20 protein-coding genes are annotated in these 18,139 nt (G+C 32.4%); 6 read left to right on the top strand and 14 right to left on the bottom strand.

From position 1 onward, the window contains the following. Nucleotides 1–143: 143 nt before the first annotated feature. The 6 genes from Q0828_RS24025 to Q0828_RS24000 are packed head-to-tail and all read right to left on the bottom strand — an operon-like array spanning nt 144 to nt 4,424. Complete coding sequence (locus Q0828_RS24025) at nt 144–758, bottom strand: YigZ family protein (protein WP_298427846.1); 615 nt, start codon at nt 756–758, stop codon at nt 144–146. A 55-nt stretch (nt 759–813) separates the two neighbouring features. Then, entirely contained in the window at nt 814–1,416 is a 603-nt protein-coding gene (locus Q0828_RS24020) for an alpha-ketoglutarate-dependent dioxygenase AlkB (RefSeq protein ID WP_298427844.1), read from the bottom strand. Nucleotides 1,417–1,452: 36 nt separating this feature from the next. Then, nucleotides 1,453–2,313, bottom strand: a complete 861-nt coding sequence (locus Q0828_RS24015) for a DMT family transporter (protein ID WP_298427842.1) — start codon at nt 2,311–2,313, stop codon at nt 1,453–1,455. Further along, nucleotides 2,310–2,924, bottom strand: a complete 615-nt coding sequence (locus Q0828_RS24010; RefSeq protein ID WP_298427840.1) for an HAD-IA family hydrolase — start codon at nt 2,922–2,924, stop codon at nt 2,310–2,312. Before Q0828_RS24010 ends, Q0828_RS24015 begins: the two co-directional genes overlap by 4 nt. Further along, complete coding sequence (gene ribD, locus Q0828_RS24005; protein WP_298427838.1) at nt 2,917–3,963, bottom strand: bifunctional diaminohydroxyphosphoribosylaminopyrimidine deaminase/5-amino-6-(5-phosphoribosylamino)uracil reductase RibD; 1,047 nt, start codon at nt 3,961–3,963, stop codon at nt 2,917–2,919. The genes Q0828_RS24010 and ribD overlap by 8 nt, the downstream gene beginning before the upstream one ends. After that, on the bottom strand, nt 3,963–4,424 hold the full coding sequence (locus Q0828_RS24000; protein ID WP_298427837.1) for an LEA type 2 family protein: 462 nt from the start codon (nt 4,422–4,424) through the stop codon (nt 3,963–3,965). The genes ribD and Q0828_RS24000 overlap by 1 nt, the downstream gene beginning before the upstream one ends. Nucleotides 4,425–4,590: 166 nt before the next feature. Between Q0828_RS24000 and Q0828_RS23995 the strand changes: the two genes are divergently transcribed. From Q0828_RS23995 to Q0828_RS23980, 4 genes are all read left to right on the top strand, one after another. Beyond that, entirely contained in the window at nt 4,591–5,166 is a 576-nt protein-coding gene (locus Q0828_RS23995; RefSeq protein WP_298427835.1) for a pentapeptide repeat-containing protein, read from the top strand. Beyond that, nucleotides 5,166–5,648 carry a GNAT family N-acetyltransferase gene (locus Q0828_RS23990; protein ID WP_298427833.1) on the top strand — a complete coding sequence of 161 codons (483 nt, stop codon included), beginning with the start codon at nt 5,166–5,168 and terminating at the stop codon, nt 5,646–5,648. The genes Q0828_RS23995 and Q0828_RS23990 overlap by 1 nt, the downstream gene beginning before the upstream one ends. A gap of 92 nt (nt 5,649–5,740) precedes the next feature. Beyond that, on the top strand, nt 5,741–6,613 hold the full coding sequence (gene prmC, locus Q0828_RS23985; RefSeq protein ID WP_298427831.1) for a peptide chain release factor N(5)-glutamine methyltransferase: 873 nt from the start codon (nt 5,741–5,743) through the stop codon (nt 6,611–6,613). A gap of 81 nt (nt 6,614–6,694) precedes the next feature. Then, nucleotides 6,695–7,264 carry a TIGR00730 family Rossman fold protein gene (locus Q0828_RS23980; protein WP_298427828.1) on the top strand — a complete coding sequence of 190 codons (570 nt, stop codon included), beginning with the start codon at nt 6,695–6,697 and terminating at the stop codon, nt 7,262–7,264. Nucleotides 7,265–7,273: 9 nt separating this feature from the next. Here the strand turns inward: Q0828_RS23980 and Q0828_RS23975 are convergent, their stop codons facing one another. From Q0828_RS23975 to Q0828_RS23965, 3 genes are all read right to left on the bottom strand, one after another. Continuing rightward, nucleotides 7,274–7,795 (bottom strand): hypothetical protein, encoded by a 522-nt coding sequence (locus tag Q0828_RS23975; RefSeq protein WP_298427827.1) that lies wholly within the window; start codon nt 7,793–7,795, stop codon nt 7,274–7,276. 103 nt (nt 7,796–7,898) lie between these two features. Then, on the bottom strand, nt 7,899–8,438 hold the full coding sequence (locus Q0828_RS23970; RefSeq protein WP_298427825.1) for a hypothetical protein: 540 nt from the start codon (nt 8,436–8,438) through the stop codon (nt 7,899–7,901). A gap of 40 nt (nt 8,439–8,478) precedes the next feature. Next, nucleotides 8,479–8,997: a hypothetical protein gene (locus tag Q0828_RS23965; RefSeq protein ID WP_298427822.1), complete on the bottom strand. Its 519-nt coding sequence runs from the start codon at nt 8,995–8,997 to the stop codon at nt 8,479–8,481. A 280-nt stretch (nt 8,998–9,277) separates the two neighbouring features. On the opposite strand from Q0828_RS23965, the gene Q0828_RS23960 reads away from it, so the two are divergent. Beyond that, nucleotides 9,278–9,493 carry a hypothetical protein gene (locus tag Q0828_RS23960; protein WP_298427820.1) on the top strand — a complete coding sequence of 72 codons (216 nt, stop codon included), beginning with the start codon at nt 9,278–9,280 and terminating at the stop codon, nt 9,491–9,493. A 70-nt stretch (nt 9,494–9,563) separates the two neighbouring features. On the opposite strand, the gene Q0828_RS23955 is transcribed toward Q0828_RS23960, so the two are convergent. From Q0828_RS23955 to Q0828_RS23940, 4 genes are all read right to left on the bottom strand, one after another. Further along, on the bottom strand, nt 9,564–12,077 hold the full coding sequence (locus Q0828_RS23955; RefSeq protein WP_298427818.1) for a glycoside hydrolase family 2 protein: 2,514 nt from the start codon (nt 12,075–12,077) through the stop codon (nt 9,564–9,566). Further along, complete coding sequence (locus Q0828_RS23950; RefSeq protein ID WP_298427816.1) at nt 12,070–13,272, bottom strand: PNGase F N-terminal domain-containing protein; 1,203 nt, start codon at nt 13,270–13,272, stop codon at nt 12,070–12,072. Before Q0828_RS23950 ends, Q0828_RS23955 begins: the two co-directional genes overlap by 8 nt. Continuing rightward, entirely contained in the window at nt 13,269–13,994 is a 726-nt protein-coding gene (locus tag Q0828_RS23945; protein WP_298427814.1) for a copper homeostasis protein CutC, read from the bottom strand. Before Q0828_RS23945 ends, Q0828_RS23950 begins: the two co-directional genes overlap by 4 nt. 705 nt (nt 13,995–14,699) lie before the next feature. After that, nucleotides 14,700–15,719: a serine hydrolase domain-containing protein gene (locus Q0828_RS23940; protein ID WP_298427811.1), complete on the bottom strand. Its 1,020-nt coding sequence runs from the start codon at nt 15,717–15,719 to the stop codon at nt 14,700–14,702. Nucleotides 15,720–16,266: 547 nt separating this feature from the next. On the opposite strand from Q0828_RS23940, the gene Q0828_RS23935 reads away from it, so the two are divergent. Beyond that, on the top strand, nt 16,267–16,989 hold the full coding sequence (locus Q0828_RS23935) for a DUF6261 family protein (protein ID WP_298427809.1): 723 nt from the start codon (nt 16,267–16,269) through the stop codon (nt 16,987–16,989). A 347-nt stretch (nt 16,990–17,336) separates the two neighbouring features. On the opposite strand, the gene Q0828_RS23930 is transcribed toward Q0828_RS23935, so the two are convergent. Then, complete coding sequence (locus Q0828_RS23930; protein ID WP_298427807.1) at nt 17,337–17,837, bottom strand: hypothetical protein; 501 nt, start codon at nt 17,835–17,837, stop codon at nt 17,337–17,339. Nucleotides 17,838–18,139: the final 302 nt, after the last annotated feature.

The following is an 18,139-nucleotide window of genomic DNA, read 5'->3' as shown; positions in this document are numbered from 1 at the left end:
TGCAGCCAAGAAGTAACTAAAGAAAACTTGTTTCAAGTTTGTGTAGGCTATTCTAATCTTGATACGGTAATAAATCTAATTAGATAAGTAAATAAAAAATATTGAGATTTTGGATTATTTTGATTAAGATTCATCAATTCAATTTACTCCACTTCCTTAATCTGAATTTCATACAAATTCGTAAACAACTCAAAAATCTGTTGTGCATCTTTTTGACGAACAGAAATGGTAATTCTACAATCCATTTCTAGTTTTTGTGCAATAATGTTTAAGTTTCGCTCTTTTACCACACGCATGACTTTGTTCATGTTTTTATAATCAAAAATGAGCAAGTAATCCGTATTAATCGTTTTTTCTAGAATTTCAGAAGCTTCCAACGCCAATTGTGCACCTGTACGATACGCGTTAATTAACCCGCCAACACCTAATTTAGTTCCACCGAAATAACGAACCACAACAATTAAAATATTGGTAACATCAAACGATTGAATTTGCCCATAAATTGGCATTCCTGCACTGTTAGAAGGTTCGCCATCATCATTCGCTCTAAAACGAAACGGTTCTGTTTTCCCTAATTGCCAAGCATAACACCAATGTCGTGCAGAATGATGACTTTTTTTCAAGGCTTCTAAATGTGCTTTGATATCATCTTCATTGGCAACAGGAAAAGCATAACCGAAAAATTTACTATTTCTATCTTTGAATAATGTTTCTTCCGAAGGAATATCAATGGTTTTATAGGTGTCTTTTATTTCCAATATTTAAGAATTTATGTTGTAATAAGTATTTGTAAATACATCAATATAAAGAATTTTAACTCTTAAATCCATATTGTCTAAAAGTTAGGTTGATTCTTCCTTTTTTATATGATGGATTAATTGGTAAACTGTGTTCGTAACGTTCTTGACAATTTTCTCCCATGATAAGCATGCTACCTTCTTTTAATAAAATATCATGTACTTTTTGACTTTCTTTTTCTCTTAAATAAAACATTCGTTCTTCTCCAATACTTATAGAAGGTATTATGGTTGTATCTCCAAACGCAGAATGATCTGAATGATATGTTACACCCGAAGTTCCATCTGAATAGTAAATACAAACGCAAACACTAAAGTTTATATCCGTAAATGCTTCTACTTTTTGCTTTACTTTCTTTAATTCATTTGACCAAATTGCTGTTTTTCCCCATACCTGTTCTGGAAATTTATTTTTGTCGTATAAATCTTTATCCAGAAACATAATTTTACAGATATCTGTATCTATCACATTGTTATCTACAGTAATCTTCATTGATTGTTTTGCTATCTTATATTCAGAGATCAATTGTGTGTATAGGCTTTCAGATTCTTCCTTGGATAAGAATTCTTCAACGTATTCAGCAGAACAATTTAATGGTAATTTTATAGACGTTTTCATGGTTAACTCTTTTATTAAATAATCATTTAATAGCTTTTACGCCGAAACAGCAATTATGGAAATACTTATAATTGCAATGGCGATTCCAATCCAATTTTTTATACTAAGTTTTTCTTTAAACAAGATAATTCCAAAAATAGTGGTTAGCATCACAATTGCTACATTATTAATTGGAAAAACTGTTGAACTATCACCTATTTGATCTGGTCTAAGCGCTTTTAATAAAAAAACAATAGAGTAGAAGTTCGGTATTCCAAGTGCAATTCCACCTAAAATTGTTTTTCCTGTAATCTTAAAATCGCGACGAAGCGTTAAAACTATAATTCCAATAACAAAAGCACATAAAAAAATTGCCGCAGAAAATATAGATGTTTCGCCATCAGCTACATATTTGGTTTCTATATATTTTATCGTTGTATCTATAACTCCAGAACCTATAAATAATAAGGCAGGAAAGAGTAAGTTTTTACGATCAAAGGATTTAGTTCCTTCTTTTATAGTTGTTAGATAGACCGCTAACAATGCTAGAATAATTCCAGCTATTTTCAACAGACTCAAATGTTCTTTGTAAACAATTACTGCAAAAATTACTGGAACTACCACTGACATTTTTCCGGCTACGGAAGCCACAGAGAGTCCATTTCGTTGTGCGGTGAGTGCCATTAATATAAATATTGCAATAAAGAGAATTCCTAAAATAACAGCGCCAAACATCCAAGAACGTTGTGTCATTTCTGAAAATGTAATTCCGTTTCCATAAAAGAAAAAACCTAGTAGAAATGCTACTAAATAGTTGATTACAATTGCTTGAAATGTATTTACTTGATATTTGTCAAATAGTTTGAACGTCACAAATAACGAACTAGAAATGCAAATACTTAAGATGAGGTAAATCAAAATAATGATTTTTTATGTGTAAATAAGTCAACAACATCTTCTTCACCAGGAATTAAATTCCAAACGTGAATTCCTAGGGTTGCCGCCGAATCTGTATTTTCTTTTGTATCGTCAATAAACAAAGTTTCTTCTGCTTTTAAGTCATTTTCTTGCAAGACAAATTCATAAATATCTGCACTAGGCTTTCTTAAATGAATTTCATGAGATAAATAGAATTGTTCAAAACAGTCTTTGAATTCGTTGTACAATTCCATTCCCCAATCTTGTTGAATCCACGAAATATGCAAGTCATTAGTATTACTTAATAATAACAAACGATATTTTTTGTCTTTTGCTAATTGTTTGATAAATTCTAAACGATGTTTTGGACAATCTAACAAAATAGCATTCCAAGCATCAACTAAAGCTTCTTTGCTTGTGTGTGAAAATTGTTCATGGTAAAAATTGACAAATGTTTCTGTACTGATCAATCCTTTTTCATACGCTTGATTTTTTTCAACCATTTCTGGTGTAAAATCAGTAATCCCCAATTTGTTTAATTCGCGCGCAGTTGCTGGTTTATCTAGGTTGATGAAAATATCCCCGTAATCGAAAATTATATTTTTAATCATTGGTGTAAATGTCTAATGAATTGTTTAAAATAGTTACGGAACTTACTCGTTTTCCTTTTAATATAGGTGCTTTAATTCCTTGTTGAAATAAAACACTTCCTTTGAAAACTCGTGCTTCATCCCATAAATCATCATCGATAAAAGTTTGCAGAGTTTGTTTTCCACCTTCAATAAGTACGGATTGTAATTCATGTTGAAACAAAACATCGCAGATTTGTTGTGCAATATTCTTAGAGAAATCAATTGTTTCAAAAAATAGATTTTCTTGATTCTCTTTTTGTTGCGCAGTAATGACAATCGTTTTGATAGTTTGATCAAACAATGAATAGTTTGATGGAACTCGTAATGATTTGTCTAACACAATTCGTACAGGGTTTTTTCCATGCCAATCGCGTGTGTTTAGTTTTGGATTGTCTGTAATGGCAGTATTAGTTCCCACTAAAATGGCAGCTTCTTCACTGCGATATTTGTGTACTAATTGGCGTGAAAATTTATTCGTAATCCAATTTGGTTGTACAGGATCATTTTCTTTTCGAATCTTATCAATAAAACCATCTTGCGTTTCTGCCCATTTTAAAACAATATACGGACGCTTGTGTTGATGATAAGTGAAAAAGCGTTTATTTGAAGCGATGCATTCCTCTTTCAGTATATTTAAAATTACTTCACAACCAGCATTTTGAAGTCTTGCAATACCTTTTCCGGCTACTTTTGCAAATGGATCAATAGTTCCGATAACAACTTTCGGAATTTGATGCTTGATGATTAAATCGCTACAAGGCGGCGTTTTTCCATAATGACTACACGGTTCTAAAGAAACATAAATAGTAGCATATTTCAATAACGATTTGTCTTTTACAGAATGCACTGCGTTCACTTCTGCATGATTTCCACCATAAGCACTAGTATATCCTTCACCAATAATTTGATTATTATGAACAATTACTGCGCCAACCGATGGATTAGGCATAGCGGCTTGTAAACCATTTGCAGCCAATTGCAAACAACGTTGCATGTATATTTCGTGAGTGTGTTGCACTACATTTTTATTTTAACGTCTTCAGTTCTATCTATTTCATAATCATATGAAAATCCAAGCGTACTATATGTAATAGTTCCTTTGTATTGAATTTTCATTTTCTGATCAAGAATACTACTTAAAATTCCTCCCAAAAGACCATTTTTATTCTTTTCCAATACTTCTTTGGTGGGAATAACGACTTTTAATGGAATTGAAAACTCTTCTCTTGCAGGAACTTTAAACGATTCTGAACTCACATGCGCTATAGAAACATCGTTTACAAAAACTTCAATTCCTTTGCTCTCTAGTGTTCCTCCAACATCATTTTTATTAATAAAATACGCATCTGCTTCTAGTTCAATAATATCAAGTGTAGCGTTTATAACTTCAATATTATCAACTTTTACAAATAATGGTTTTTCTTTTACAGAACAACTTACGATTAGTAGTATTAATGGAATAAAGACGAGTTTTTTCATTTTTAAATAATGGATTTAATCTTACTGTTATGTGAAACTGAATAAGTTTGACCTAACGAAATTTGTTTTCATAAAAACGAATAACAAACAACGAGGACAACCAATCAAATTTAGTATCTTCACGGCATCGCAAAACTACATAATTTCTATCTGAAGCGTATACAAAATGAGTCAAGAATTCTATCAAGATCAAACATTTACAAAAATCGATTATACACAACAAACGTTCCCAAGAGGAGAATATGATAATTGTACGTTTGTCAATTGCAAGTTTGAAAATGTGTATTTAGACGCAAGGGTATTTTTAGAATGCACATTTGATACCTGTGAAATGACAAATGCAAAAATAAAAAGTACATCTTTTAATGAGGTCAATTTTATAAATTGTAAGCTGTTAGGTGTTAATTTTAGTGAATGTAATGATTTTCTGTTTTCAGTAACTTTTCAAGATTGTATGTTAGAATTGGCTTCGTTTGCCGAATTAAAAATTAAGAAAACAGCTTTTAGAAAGTCTAATTTGAAAAGTGTAGATTTTACAGATACAAATTTAGAAAATTCTATATTTGATAATTGTGATTTGACCGCCACTATTTTTAGAAATACAAATTTGGAAAAAGCAGACCTGAGTTCTGCGTACAATTACACAATTGACCCAACAATAAATCAATTAAAAAATGCGAAATTTTCCCGTGCAGAAATTCACGGACTATTAGCAAAACATGACATAAAAATTATTTCTTGATGATTATTAGAAAGATACAACCACAAGACAATGCAGCGATGGCAATTTGCATCCGATTGGCAATTACTGAGTTTGGAATGCCAAAAGTAGGAACAGCATATGAAGATCCTGAAACGGACGCAATGTTTGAAGCCTATCAAGGCGAACGCGAAATATATTTTGTTGTAGAAGAAGATGGAGAAGTGGTTGGTGGTGCCGGAATTAAACAATTGCGCGATAATAAAAGTAATGTGTGCGAATTACAGAAAATGTATTTTTTACCAAAAACCCGTGGTAAAGGTTACGGAAAGTTATTATTTGCCAAATGTTTAGAAGTTGCAAAAGACTTTGGATATAGCCAATGTTATTTAGAATCGTCACCAAAATTCAAAGCAGCTATTCATATATACGAACTATTCGGATTCAAGCATTTAGACAAACCTTTGGGTAGTACAGGACATTATTCTTGTGATGTTTGGATGTTAAAGGAATTGAAGTCATAGATATTAGATCACTCTACTTTTAGATGTTTTTAAAGTATTTCAAATAGAAATAAGAGATACTTGTTAAGAACCAAAACTAAAAAAACAAAACATTGAGATTAAAAGATATACAAAATATATTTCACAAAGAATTAGATCCTGTTTACGGAAAAGAGGAAGTAAATAGCTTTTTCTTTATGTTGACGGAAGCTTTTTTTGGTTTGGAACGTTTTGCACTTGCGTTAGATCCTGAGTATGTAATTACGAAAGAACAGGAAACTCCTTTGTTTGCTGCATTGAGCGAATTGAAACTCGAAAAACCAATTCAGCATATTTTAGGAAAAGCACATTTTTTTGGTTTGGAATTTTGTGTAAATGAACACACGTTGATTCCACGACCAGAAACAGAAGAGTTGGTACAGTGGATTTTAGATACTGTAAAAAGTGATTTGACTACAGAAAATCTTCGAATTTTAGATATTGGAACGGGAAGTGGCTGTATTCCGATTGCTCTAAAGAAAAACTTGCCAAATGCAATAATTTCTGCGATTGATATTTCTGTGGAAGCGTTAAAAATGGCAAAGAAGAATGCGGAAATCAATGAAGTTGAAGTTCAATTCATACAAGCAGATGTGTTGAATGTTGAAAGTTTAAACTTAGATCAAGAAAACACTGAATTATTTGATATCATAGTGTCCAATCCACCATACGTGCGAAACTTGGAAAAAGAAATGATGCGCAAAAATGTATTGGAATTTGAGCCCAATTCAGCATTATTCGTAGAAGATAACAATCCGTTAATATTTTACGATACAATAGCTAATCTCGCGAAAACGAATTTACGACCAAACGGAAGTCTATTTTTTGAAATCAATCAATATTTAGGTAAAGAAATGGTTGATTTGTTACAAGAAAAAAAGTTTCAAAACATTAAACTAAAAAAAGATATTTTTGGCGTAGACCGAATGACGAAATGTGTTTTTTGAATAAAGAATAAAGAATAAAGAATAAAGAATAAAGAATAAAGAATAAAGCCCAGAAATACAGATAATCCAAAAACCAAAACAATGAAAAGTATCGCAGTATATTGTGCAAGTAGTTTAGGAAATGATGAAAAAATTATAGCAGATGCTAATGAATTAGGAAAAGCATTAGCTGAGCAAAATATTACTTTGGTATATGGTGGTGCTCAAGTTGGTATTATGGGAACTATTGCCAATGCTGCATTACAGTACAATGGAAAAGTTATTGGAGTAATTCCTGAATTTTTAAAAAGCAAAGAAATTGAGCACACAGGTCTTACTGAGTTGTTGATTACGGAAACAATGGTAGCGCGCAAAATGAAAATGATAGCACTCTCAGAAGGATTTATAGCACTTCCTGGCGGATTTGGTACCATGGAAGAACTCTTTGAAGTCATCACTGCATTACAATTGGCACAAATAGCGTATCCTGTAGCAATTTTAAATAGTAGTGGATATTATGATGAACTCATTGCTTTGATGAAAACCATGATGCAAAAAGGATTACTTAAAGAGAAAAACTTTGATATGTTAATTATTGAAACAGATATTTCGGTTTTATTAGAACGCATGCGAAACTTTGTTCCTAACAAAACACCAAAATGGATTCAGTAGAATAACTACCTATTTTTCTTCAACTATTTTTTGTAAATTTTCAATTTTAGAAACGATAAAACCATCTCCTGTATCAAAAGCGGTAATGATTATTTTATAATTTTCTTGATTGTGTGTAAAGTATAAATCTCCTTTAATACTGTGAATGCCATTTTTGGCTCTTGGCCAATATTTAAAGGTAACAGGTTCAATAGTTGACCAATCAATTTGAAATGAAGCTCCTGAGTTTTTAAGTGTTTTTAAATCTCTTTTACTTCTAGCATCATAATTATCTTTGGTCATAACAGCAATGCTTTGTTTCATTTCATCAACCAAGCTGTCAGCATTTTTTTTAGCATATGCACGAAGTTCACCAAATGTATACAAATGCTCTATATACTCTTGTTCAGTAGTATTTTCTATATTACTTAATAGATTAAAAGCGTAAGTGCCAATTTCATCAGCAGTAACTGTTCTTTTGTTTTTTTGACAAGATATCAATAGAGTAGCTGCAATGATCAAAAACGATACGATATATTGTACTTTTTTCATTTGTAATATTTAAAATTTTAACGGCTCAAATATATTGAAATCGACCGATTTTGTAAAGCAGAAGTGTATTTTTTTAGTAAAATTTAACGGAAAAAGAAATGTTTTAAGAAGCGACTTTAAATTGTGCTTTATGTGTTAAAATAAACTTTTTTACAGCATTGAACTGTTCCATTTCTTTGGGAATTGTAATTTTTCCATTGCCAGTGAAAAAGTTATAATCATAGCTTTCAATAACAATTTCATTTGCTTTTATTTTAGTAGTTTCAATTTGATGTACAGGAAAAGATTGATCATACTTTTCTCCGTATTTTGCTTCGTTCCTATTAATAATAAGTTGACTTACCACGCTCATTTTTTCTTTAGCAAGGGAAACACTGACATTTTTCTCAGAAATCCGAAATGTAGTTTTTAATCCCATACTTTGCATTTGAACTAAAGACATTAGATATACAAAAATTAACACAACTGCTTGTATCGCCAACATTGGCGGCATGATAATTTTGTGAACTCCGTAACTGTAGAAGAATAAAAATGCAGCTATTAAAAGAATAGTCATGATAATAGCAATCATTTTCATCTTTTTAGCAACTTCTCGTTTTACATAACTACTGATTCCTTCTTCTTTGATTTGGTAACTATTCATATTGTTGAGTAGCGCCTTTTTTGTATGTTAATTATTGAAACTAATAATCACGCTTTTCAACCTTGCGAAGACTTTCTATTTCTACAATAGCAAATTCATTAGTTAAATTCATCGCATTTACTTCAATTGTGTAGGTTTCGTTTTTATATTTAAAATACATATCTCCTGTAATGCCTTTTATACCATTTCTTTCTTCGGTCTTATAGGTGTAATCCATGTATTCAATAGCATTCCAAACAATTCCATATTCTATAGCTTTCTTTTTGATTTTATTATAATTACGTTCCATTCCAGCATTAAAATCCTCTTTACTCACCTTAGTCATTCGATTCTTCGTTTTTTCGTTAATCTCTGAATCGTTTTTTGCAAAATCACGAAGTTGTTCAATCGTTAATAAACGACCCATATATGCTTGTTTTGAGATATCGGGAATCTTTTTTAAAAGATCAAAAGCATACTTTCCAACAGTGTCTGGTTCTTTTAATTCTTGAGTTTGTTGGCAAGAAATAAAGAATGTGGAAGTCATTAATAAAACGAAGAGATATGATAATTTTTTCATGTATTCTATACTAGATTGGTTGTTGTTTTTAAAGATATAAAAATTATAGAAACTTCTTTATCAGAAGGTCTAAAACCTGTCAATATTAGTATAGTTGTTCTTTGTGTAAAGTTTTAAATTTCATGCGGAAGTAAGTTCAGAATAACTTTAATTACGACACAGTTTTTATATTCATCAAAAATATTTTTAATTGTTTAAATGTTAATTACGGGTTTGCCGTAAATAGTTCAAGTTTTAATTTTATAAGATTGTTCTTTATTAACTTTTAAATCATTTAATCATGAAAAAAAAGAATCTTAGATCTTTAAAATTAAACAAAACACCTATTTCTAAACTTGATCGTACTAAAGGAGGAATGCCACCACCACCGCCTCCAGGACTTACAGATTTATGTTTTACATTTATTCCTGAGATTTGTAATATTCAAACTGGAAATTCTCACATTGTTTGTGAAACTCAACAAATACAATGCAACGTTTTTACTTTGGGTTGCTAAAATTTTATCATTTAAGCGAACTCCGGTTCGCTTTTTTATTTTTTACCTAAAGAAAATGAACTGAAATTAGTTACTTTATTCCATTCAAGGTTTTAATCTTTAAATCATCAATAGTAGAAGCTTTTGTAGTAAAAGTTATGATAATTGTCTCATCTGGCAATAGATCAAAGAAATTATCTGAAAAATGACCTTTTGCTTTGGTATGCATGAACACATCTTTTTGTAAGGTTTTAGCGGAAACTTCTATAGAGAACCCGTTTTCAATTTTTGTAACTTTTGTCGAAACATCTTGCGCAGGCAATTCCAAATCTTTTGGTCTGGCTACATAGAATAAGTCTGTAGCTTTTATTGAATCAGAAGTGCTTGTATTGACCGAAGTTGAAGAGAAAACTACTTTCATCACATAATCATTAGGATTCGCTTTGATGTTGGCAACAGGAGTTTGCATAACCAATGTACTTGCATTTGCGGCAACAGTTACTTTTTGTTTCCTAGCATGAATTGTCTTTCCTTCAAAATCTAAGAAGCTAAGATTCAACTCTCCATTTAACAGTTCTAATTTGTCAGAAACAATATATGTTTTGATAATATTATCTTTTACAACAGAAGAAATCAAAACATCTTCAAATGATTTTTTTGCTTTGTAATGCAAGGCTTTCCAATTGCCCATAAAATCAATACTAGACCAGGAAACTACCGGCCAGCAATCATTGAGTTGCCAATATAAACTACCCATACAATACGGCATGGCGCGACGTTGTGCTTCCATTCCCATAGTCATTCCTTTGGCTTGCGTTAATTGGCTCATATATACATAATCTTCACCTAATGTTGGAACAGGATAATCACGTTCCATATATTCACGAATCAATTTAAAACCTCTAGGATGTTTCTGATGAGTTATATAACTATCGTGATTGATATCAATACTGTCTTCTCCTGTAAAGTAACGAATGGCTTCGTATGACGGAAATGATTGAAATCCGAATTCACTCATAAAACGCGGTACTTTTTCTTCAAAACGTTCAAATGGTAAAGCATCGTGCCAAACACCCCAATCGTGCGCATCACCTTCAAATTGTGACTGTGGATTTCCACGTCCAAATCTTGGTGAACTTTCCCAGTAGGAAATTTCAGGATTTAATTTTTCAACAGTTTTTGGTAAAATACTATCAAATACTGCTAAGTAACTATTCCATATTTCTTCTTTTTGAACTTCTGTTTTATCTGTTTGCCAGCCCCAGCGATGCCAAGCTTCATTGTTTTCGTTATTTCCACACCAAAGTCCTATAGACGCATGATTACGCAGGCGTTTTACTTGATCGATCGCTTCTTTTTCTACGTTTTCTAGAAATGCGTTATCTCCGGGATACATCGCGCAAGCAAACATAAAATCTTGCCAAACAAGAATTCCTTTTTCATCACATAACTCATAAAAAATATCATTTTCATAAATTCCGCCACCCCAAACGCGGAGCATATTCATATTGGAATTTACTACATCATTCAATAATTTTTCATAATGCGCATCTGTCACTTTATCCTGCATACTGTGTTGTGGAATGTAATTGGCACCTTTCATAAACACAGGAACGTCATTGAGTTTAAAGTAAAATGTTTCTCCATTAGCGTCTTTCTCTGTAATTAACTCAATAGTACGCAAACCAATTGTTGCTTTTTGCTGCGCTTTTAAATCTTTTCCTTGTTTAAGTGTAATGTCAAACTCATATAAATACGGTTCCCCTAAATTAAACGTCCACCAACGTTTCGGGTTTTTAATTTCAAGATTTGTTGTATATGTATGTGTTCCTTTTTTTATAGGAGATTTTATGGTATGTATCGTTTTGTCAAACTTTATTTCAAACGCAGCTTCTTCTATGTCTTCATCGGATGAAATTGTATACTCTATTGCCAGAACAGCAAGTGAATCGGTTAGTTTTTTTTGTTTAAAATAAACATCGTCCAACTTCATATTATTCCAAGAGGTAACTTTGATCGGCTTCCAAATTCCAGAAGTATTTACAATTGGTCCCCAATCCCAACCATATTGAAATTGTGCTTTTCGTGTAAAAACTCTAGGTCCAGGAGGTAATAAATAATCGAGTTTTTCCGCTTCAGGGTCTTCTGTTACACTTGTTTTTTCAAATGTAATACGTAACGAGTTACTTGATTTAGCTGCTTTTTTTATATCAAATTTCCATGTGCGAAATGCATTGTTTGTTTTTCCTAATAAAGAATCGTTGAGGTAAATACTTGCATACGTATCCAAGCCTTCAAACGTAAGTTCTATATGCGACTTTTCTAAGGTTTCTTCGTCAAGCGAGAAAGTTGTTTTGTATTCCCAATCTTTAGTAGGAACCCATTGTACATTCAATTCGTTTGAACCCAAGAAAGGATCAGGAATTTTGTCATGTGCTAACAAGTCAGAATATACATTTCCAGGCACAGAAGCTGAACGCCAAGTGGTGTCTCCAACTTTTTGTTTGAATTGCCAGTTTTGGTGAATTGATGAAACGGTTGGTCGGTCGTCTTTAGCACAGCTTATTATAAGTAATGCTAATAAAAGTGTAAAAATTCTATTCATTGTCATATACGATATAAGAAGAAACCATCCAGTAATTGTCTTCGCCTTGTTTGGCTTCCTGGGCTTCTGGAATTGAAATTGTAAGCGTATGTTTTCCTTGTGAAAGATTGTTTAAGGGAATAATTTCTGGTTGGATGTCACTTCCCGGACACCAATTAGATCTTGATAAGTCGGAAGATGCAATTTTTTCACAATCATCCACATCGTCATAAAATTCATTGGCTTTCCAAGTTCCAGAAGTTGGATTGAATCGTCTGAAACTAGCACAATCGTCACGCCAAGGTGTAAATGTTTTAATGCTTTTTCCGTCAAGCGAGATTTGATTTTCTTTTTTTACAAACTCATCACCACCTGAATGTCCTCCATGTCCCGTTGTAATATAATATAGTTTAGCATTTGTAAATGGTTCTGATATGTCAAATTCAACTTGTAAGTCACTTCGTGAGAACTCATCATACAATTTTTGTCCACTTGCATATTTAGCCGTATTCACCAAAGGAATTACGGTTTGTTGTTTTTTTGTATGATTTGGAATCTTACTTTCTTCAAAATCAATTGTAGCCGAAATATTATAGCCTTCTTTCGTCCATGTATCAATAAAAATACCAATATAAACTTCATCTTCTAGTAAAGGCAATAAATGTGTTATATCTTGCGACCAATGTACTTCGTTTTCCCAATGTGGAATGTATACAGGTTTTCTATCTTTTACGCGTTCATCATTTGTAAAATGTCCCACTCCAAAAGGTGTCATAAAACGGATTAATTCTATGTTTGGCTCATGAAGTAAACTATCTTTTTGATAGGTTGTAACAACAGGGTATTTTGTATTTAACGTAGCTAAATCAAACGTTCCTGCTTCAAAATCAAGCAATGTTAAATTTGATGTACTAGGTATAATAAACATGGAACCTGATTTATCCCACGGATCACCATTGGATGTTAAGGTAAGTGATACAGTTGCTTTTGGTTGTATTTGATAGTTTGGTAGTTTTATTTTTTTTAAGAGTACACGACCTGCATCTAACCGTAAAATACCATTCGTGCTTTTTGCTGGATTTTCTTTGAAACTCATATTAAAATGCAAGTTTATATCTTCAAAAACTTTTACAGAATTATTACCAATGCGTTCAGGTTTTTTTTCTGTACACGAAGTAATTATAAGAAGACTTAGTATTGCTATTCTGATATTCATGAGTTGATGCGTTCTAATATTTGTTTAATTTTTTCTTTATTGGAAATGGCAATTCGAGTTTCATTGAATAGGGAAGTACTATTCATACTAATTTTCGGATTGTTGATGGATTGATGAATACTTGTTGCCGAACAATGAATTTCTTGAAAACCACTTTCTTTAAATAAAAGTGCATTTTTTGGATTAATTCCACCACCTGGCATGATAATGATTTCACCTTCTGCGACTTCTTGTAATTCTTGCAATAGCAAAATACCTTTTTCAGCACTTGTTTCTTGTCCAGAAGTTAAGACACGATTTACACCCAAAACGGCTAATTGTAAAACGGCTTCTATAGGATCTGGTGTCCAATCAAATCCACGATGAAACGTAAATGACATCGGCTTTGCGAGTTCAATAAGTTCTTTTGTTCGTGCTTGATCTATGGTTTGATCTTGTAATAAAACTCCAGAAACAATACCTACGCAACCTAATTCTTTACATAACAGAATGTTTTCCTTCATAATCTCAAATTCGTCTCGTGAATAGGTGAAATCACCACTTCTTGGGCGAATGAGTACATGAATAGGGATTTTTAAATCGACAACTACTTTTTTGAGTAATCCGTATGATGGTGTAATACCGCCAATGGCTAATTCGGAACATAGTTCTATACGATGCGCACCAGCTTTCTCGGCATTTATAGCAGATTCATACGAGTTAGCACAGATTTCTAGGAGCATGATTTTCGATGTTTGATGTTAGGTCTTGGTTTTTCTATTTCGACAGACTCAATGTGAACAATATTTATTTTGTGTTTGACTGAACGAAGTCGAAGTGTCAATTTGTTCACTTTGCTTTTTGTCTTTTACATATTGAACTTGCCAAAGTATCAAATATATAATTTATTCTCGTTTTCTAGGGTGTGATAACTTTCAATTCATAATACAAATTTGATGTATTTTAGTAGGTATGTCGCATTAGGAATATATTTAAAGCAAATACAGCTATAAAGTTTGTTGTATGATGGAATTCCTAATTTGTCAGATTTAGTATAGCTTTAGAATTTTAAACAAATAAATAGTAGTGCATATAACTCGTTTTATTTGGCTGAATTTTCAACAGCTAATAATATTTTTTCAGTTCTGCATACCAACTAATCATTTCAAATATTCCAAGCATAGGAGAAACGTAGATGCCGCTCGTCTTATATCCCAAAACAGTTGTTAATACCAACAATAGCAATTATTAGTAAGGTATATCCTAAATATTTATTGTTTTTACTTCTAAAAAACTTAGAAAAGAGAATCACTAAGCAATGTAGTGTAGCTATAAGTGAAACTATCTCTACTAATGAAATGTTGATTGATGGCAAGTATTTAGATTATAGGGTTAATTAGTGCTTTATTTAGTTGAAATTTAATGACTAATAACGAAATCCAGCATCGTTATTTTGTTCTCTTTATGATTTCTACAATACGATTGATCATGATTTCAGATAAATTCCATTCATACCCATTAAAGTCTGTAGTATTTATAAATTGTACTACAACCGTATCGATGTCTTCATGGTATTCTGCAAGACTTTGATAGCCAGGAACCAAACCTCCGTGTTCGTACTTATAAATAGATGAGTAGATTTCTTTTTCTCCTTCCTTAAATACTGAACCATCGTTTAATGCGCGCAGAAATATACCAACATCTTCCGCCGTAGCTAGCATTCCATTTTCATTAGCCTTAAAATCTTTATCTATTCCAACATAGTATCCACTCATCACGTCGTCCAGATTTACTTCACTGAGAGAGAAGAATGTATTGTTGAGTTTTAAAGGGAGTAAAATTTGTTCTTTGATGTATTGTTCATGACTATAGCCTAGTACTTTATCAATGATTTTTCGAAGCAATAAATAATTAGTGTTTGAATATTCATAGCCTTGGTCGGGTTTGAAACTCGCTGGCAAATCGAGCGCAAATTCAAGCGCTTTTTTACCGTTTTCTTGTTCATTTTCCCAATACGCAGGATTGCTTGTAAAATTTGGAATACCACTACGATGCTGTACCATCAATTTTAAGGTAATGTTTTCTGCATTTTCAATTCTGCCCGCAAGTTCTGGAAAGTAATCAGTAAGTGTATCATCTAAGGATAAGTGATTTCCTTTAGCTAGTTTTGCAATGGAAACAGCAGCATATAGTTTGCTAATGCTAGCTATTTTGAATATTGATTTTGAGTCGGCAGGTATTTTATTTTCTCTATTTTTCCAGCCGCTTGTATAAAATGCTGGCGGTTTTCCAGCTTCGTCCACATATACAATCATTCCATCAAACCCATGACCAATAGCCTCGTCTACTTGTTCTTGTACAGTATTTGGCAATGGTAATATCCATGCCCATACCAAAATCCAAGGGACAAATGTCAAGGAAATTAGCGTTCCTACGAGTAATACAATTCTAAATATCTTTTTTTTCATAATGCTATATATATGACACTTACAAAAGTCCAATTTTATCGTAAGAATAAAAATTTTATGGTACTGAATTGTTGAATGTACTTGATGAGCTGTTCATTTTATTGCATATAGAGAAACTTTTTATGCTAAGGTTATTGCGCCTATTCCAATGTAAAGCTTTCGCCATTTGAATTCTAGAAATAGTTTCTAATTTTTTTAGTAGTGTAGAAGTAGAAGGTGTGTATAGAACGCTATGTTAACTCAAATATGCAACGCTTATACATAATTTACTACGCTTATGAACTATTCCTTGGATGTTTCTTTGATTTTTTAGTATTTCATAGGATAAAACAGAAAAATATTTAGGATTTGTTTTCTCAGGAAACCTAGTTACAAAGTTGCAGGAGCATTTCCCGAGTTCAGGGAAACTAGTTACAGCGTTGCAAGAGCATTTCCTGAGTTCAGGGAAGTTAATTGCGTTATTGTGTTTGTAATCCCTGAGTAATTTTATTGAGAAAACAGCAAAAAAAAATATCCTTTTGAGTTAAAAAGCTAAGAATTCCATCATATGAGCAAGTTTAAAGAACCAATGTTTAGAGATTACCGAAATAGTGAGTTTTTACAGTTTATGAAAAACGTTTTGGAATTGGTAAACAATACCGATGTGTCTTTGTTAGGACTTACTGAACAACAGCAGGCATTGCTAGTAAGTACAGAAGCTTTAGCAATGGCGTTTGAGCCAGAACAATTTCAAAAGAATGCTGAGGTACTGGAAAGCTTAGATGCTGAGCGCGATAGTTTGTATGTAGGAATCAAGCATTTACTAAAAGGGCATGGCTATCATTTTAATCCAACGAAACAAGAAGCAGTAAAGCGATTGTTGTTTCATCTACAGAGTTATGGAAAGGAAGTAAATCGTATGAATTACCAAGCGCAAACTGCTAATATTACTCATATGTTGTCCGAATGGCAATCAGAAACCATTTTGCAGGAAGCCGTGGTACTGTTAGATTTGTCTGAATGGGTGAGCACATTGCAAGAGGTAAATACAGCGTTTGGCAACCAGTATGTAGCGCGAGCTTCCGAAATATCGGCCAATGCAACGCCTAGTTTTTCAAGTTTGCGTACAGCAACTAAAGCAGCTTATCGTGCCTTGGTTGCGCGTATTAAAGCTTTTATGGTGTTGAATTCAAATGTAGTATATACACAATTGTATCGTCAAATTTATGAACTAGCAAGGCTGTATAACCAAGTAGTGAAGGTACGGTCGAAGGCGTTGCGTAGGAAATGATTTGGTATGGTTTTATGCTATTAGAATGCTTACGAAATTTGTGAAAATTAGGATTATATAAATCAAACACATTATTGATGCTCCTTTGAAAAATAGACTAAAAATTTTAAAAACGATTGGTGCTTTTTCAACGAGTCCAGTATTGTTTTTGATATGAAAGTCTTTTAGTTTACCAGTAAGTATTGGTCCGACTTTTCTAAAGAAGAAGAAGCCAAGGGTGAAGAATAGCGACAGAAAGATTTTAAATTTCAATGGGTGTGGTTTTGTTGTTGGGTAACGTTTCGGGTATGGTGCGTAGCGTGCTGTAAACCGCTATGAGCTATACCCATTATTAGCCCCTGTTTTTTTTAATTTTCAATCAAATGTCCAATGCTCTGTCCTGAATAGAGATACGAAAGTCCATTTCCCTCTCCACCTATCGATTCAGAATCTGCAATTGTTATTTTTAGTTTTTCAAATAAATAATTTCCTTGCTCAATTTCTTTAAAGTCAAATCCATTTGAATTCAATAGATTTAAATAAGTATTGATATCCTTTTCAAATTCCATTTCAATAACCTCAATCCAAATTTTAATTCCCCAATGGACTTCTAACTCACGGAGAAGGTTATCCTTGTTATAACTTAAAAAGAAATAGTTTTTCATTCCGTTGATGTCTTGATAAATATCTCTTTTTTGGTCAATATAGCGGCTTGTATCTCCGTTAAGGAATTGAGACATTTCAATAAGTTCATCATCATCTTTGTGTCGATTCTTCAATTTCTGTCTAACAAATTCTCTTTCTTCACTCCAATTGAAAATATCAGAGTTTAATTTAAATCCTTTATTTGGTAATATCTCTAATGTCATGTGGCTAACGTATGTATATACAGAATTCCGTATATCATACCAATTTTAAGGAATAACAGGAACTAATTTTATAACAACTTCCCGTTATTTCTTGTAAATGTAAAACAAAGATTATGGCTATGCAATGCGGTTTTTCGTAAAAGCTACAGAAATGTTATAAGATTATGTATAGAATTGTAGTTTATTGTAAGGGAAAATAGGAGCGGAGCGTTTATTGGTTTAGGGTAACGTGTTCGTGTATGATTAGTTGCGTTTGCTAGAACTAAGTTAGTAAAAGAAAACGAACCAGAGGAAAATCCGTA

The sequence above is a fragment of the uncultured Kordia sp. genome (assembly GCF_947496985.1).
In the GTDB taxonomy this organism is placed as follows: domain Bacteria; phylum Bacteroidota; class Bacteroidia; order Flavobacteriales; family Flavobacteriaceae; genus Kordia.
The sequence above is the reverse complement of the archived record's forward strand: the minus strand, read 5'-3'. Positions and strand labels throughout refer to the sequence as shown.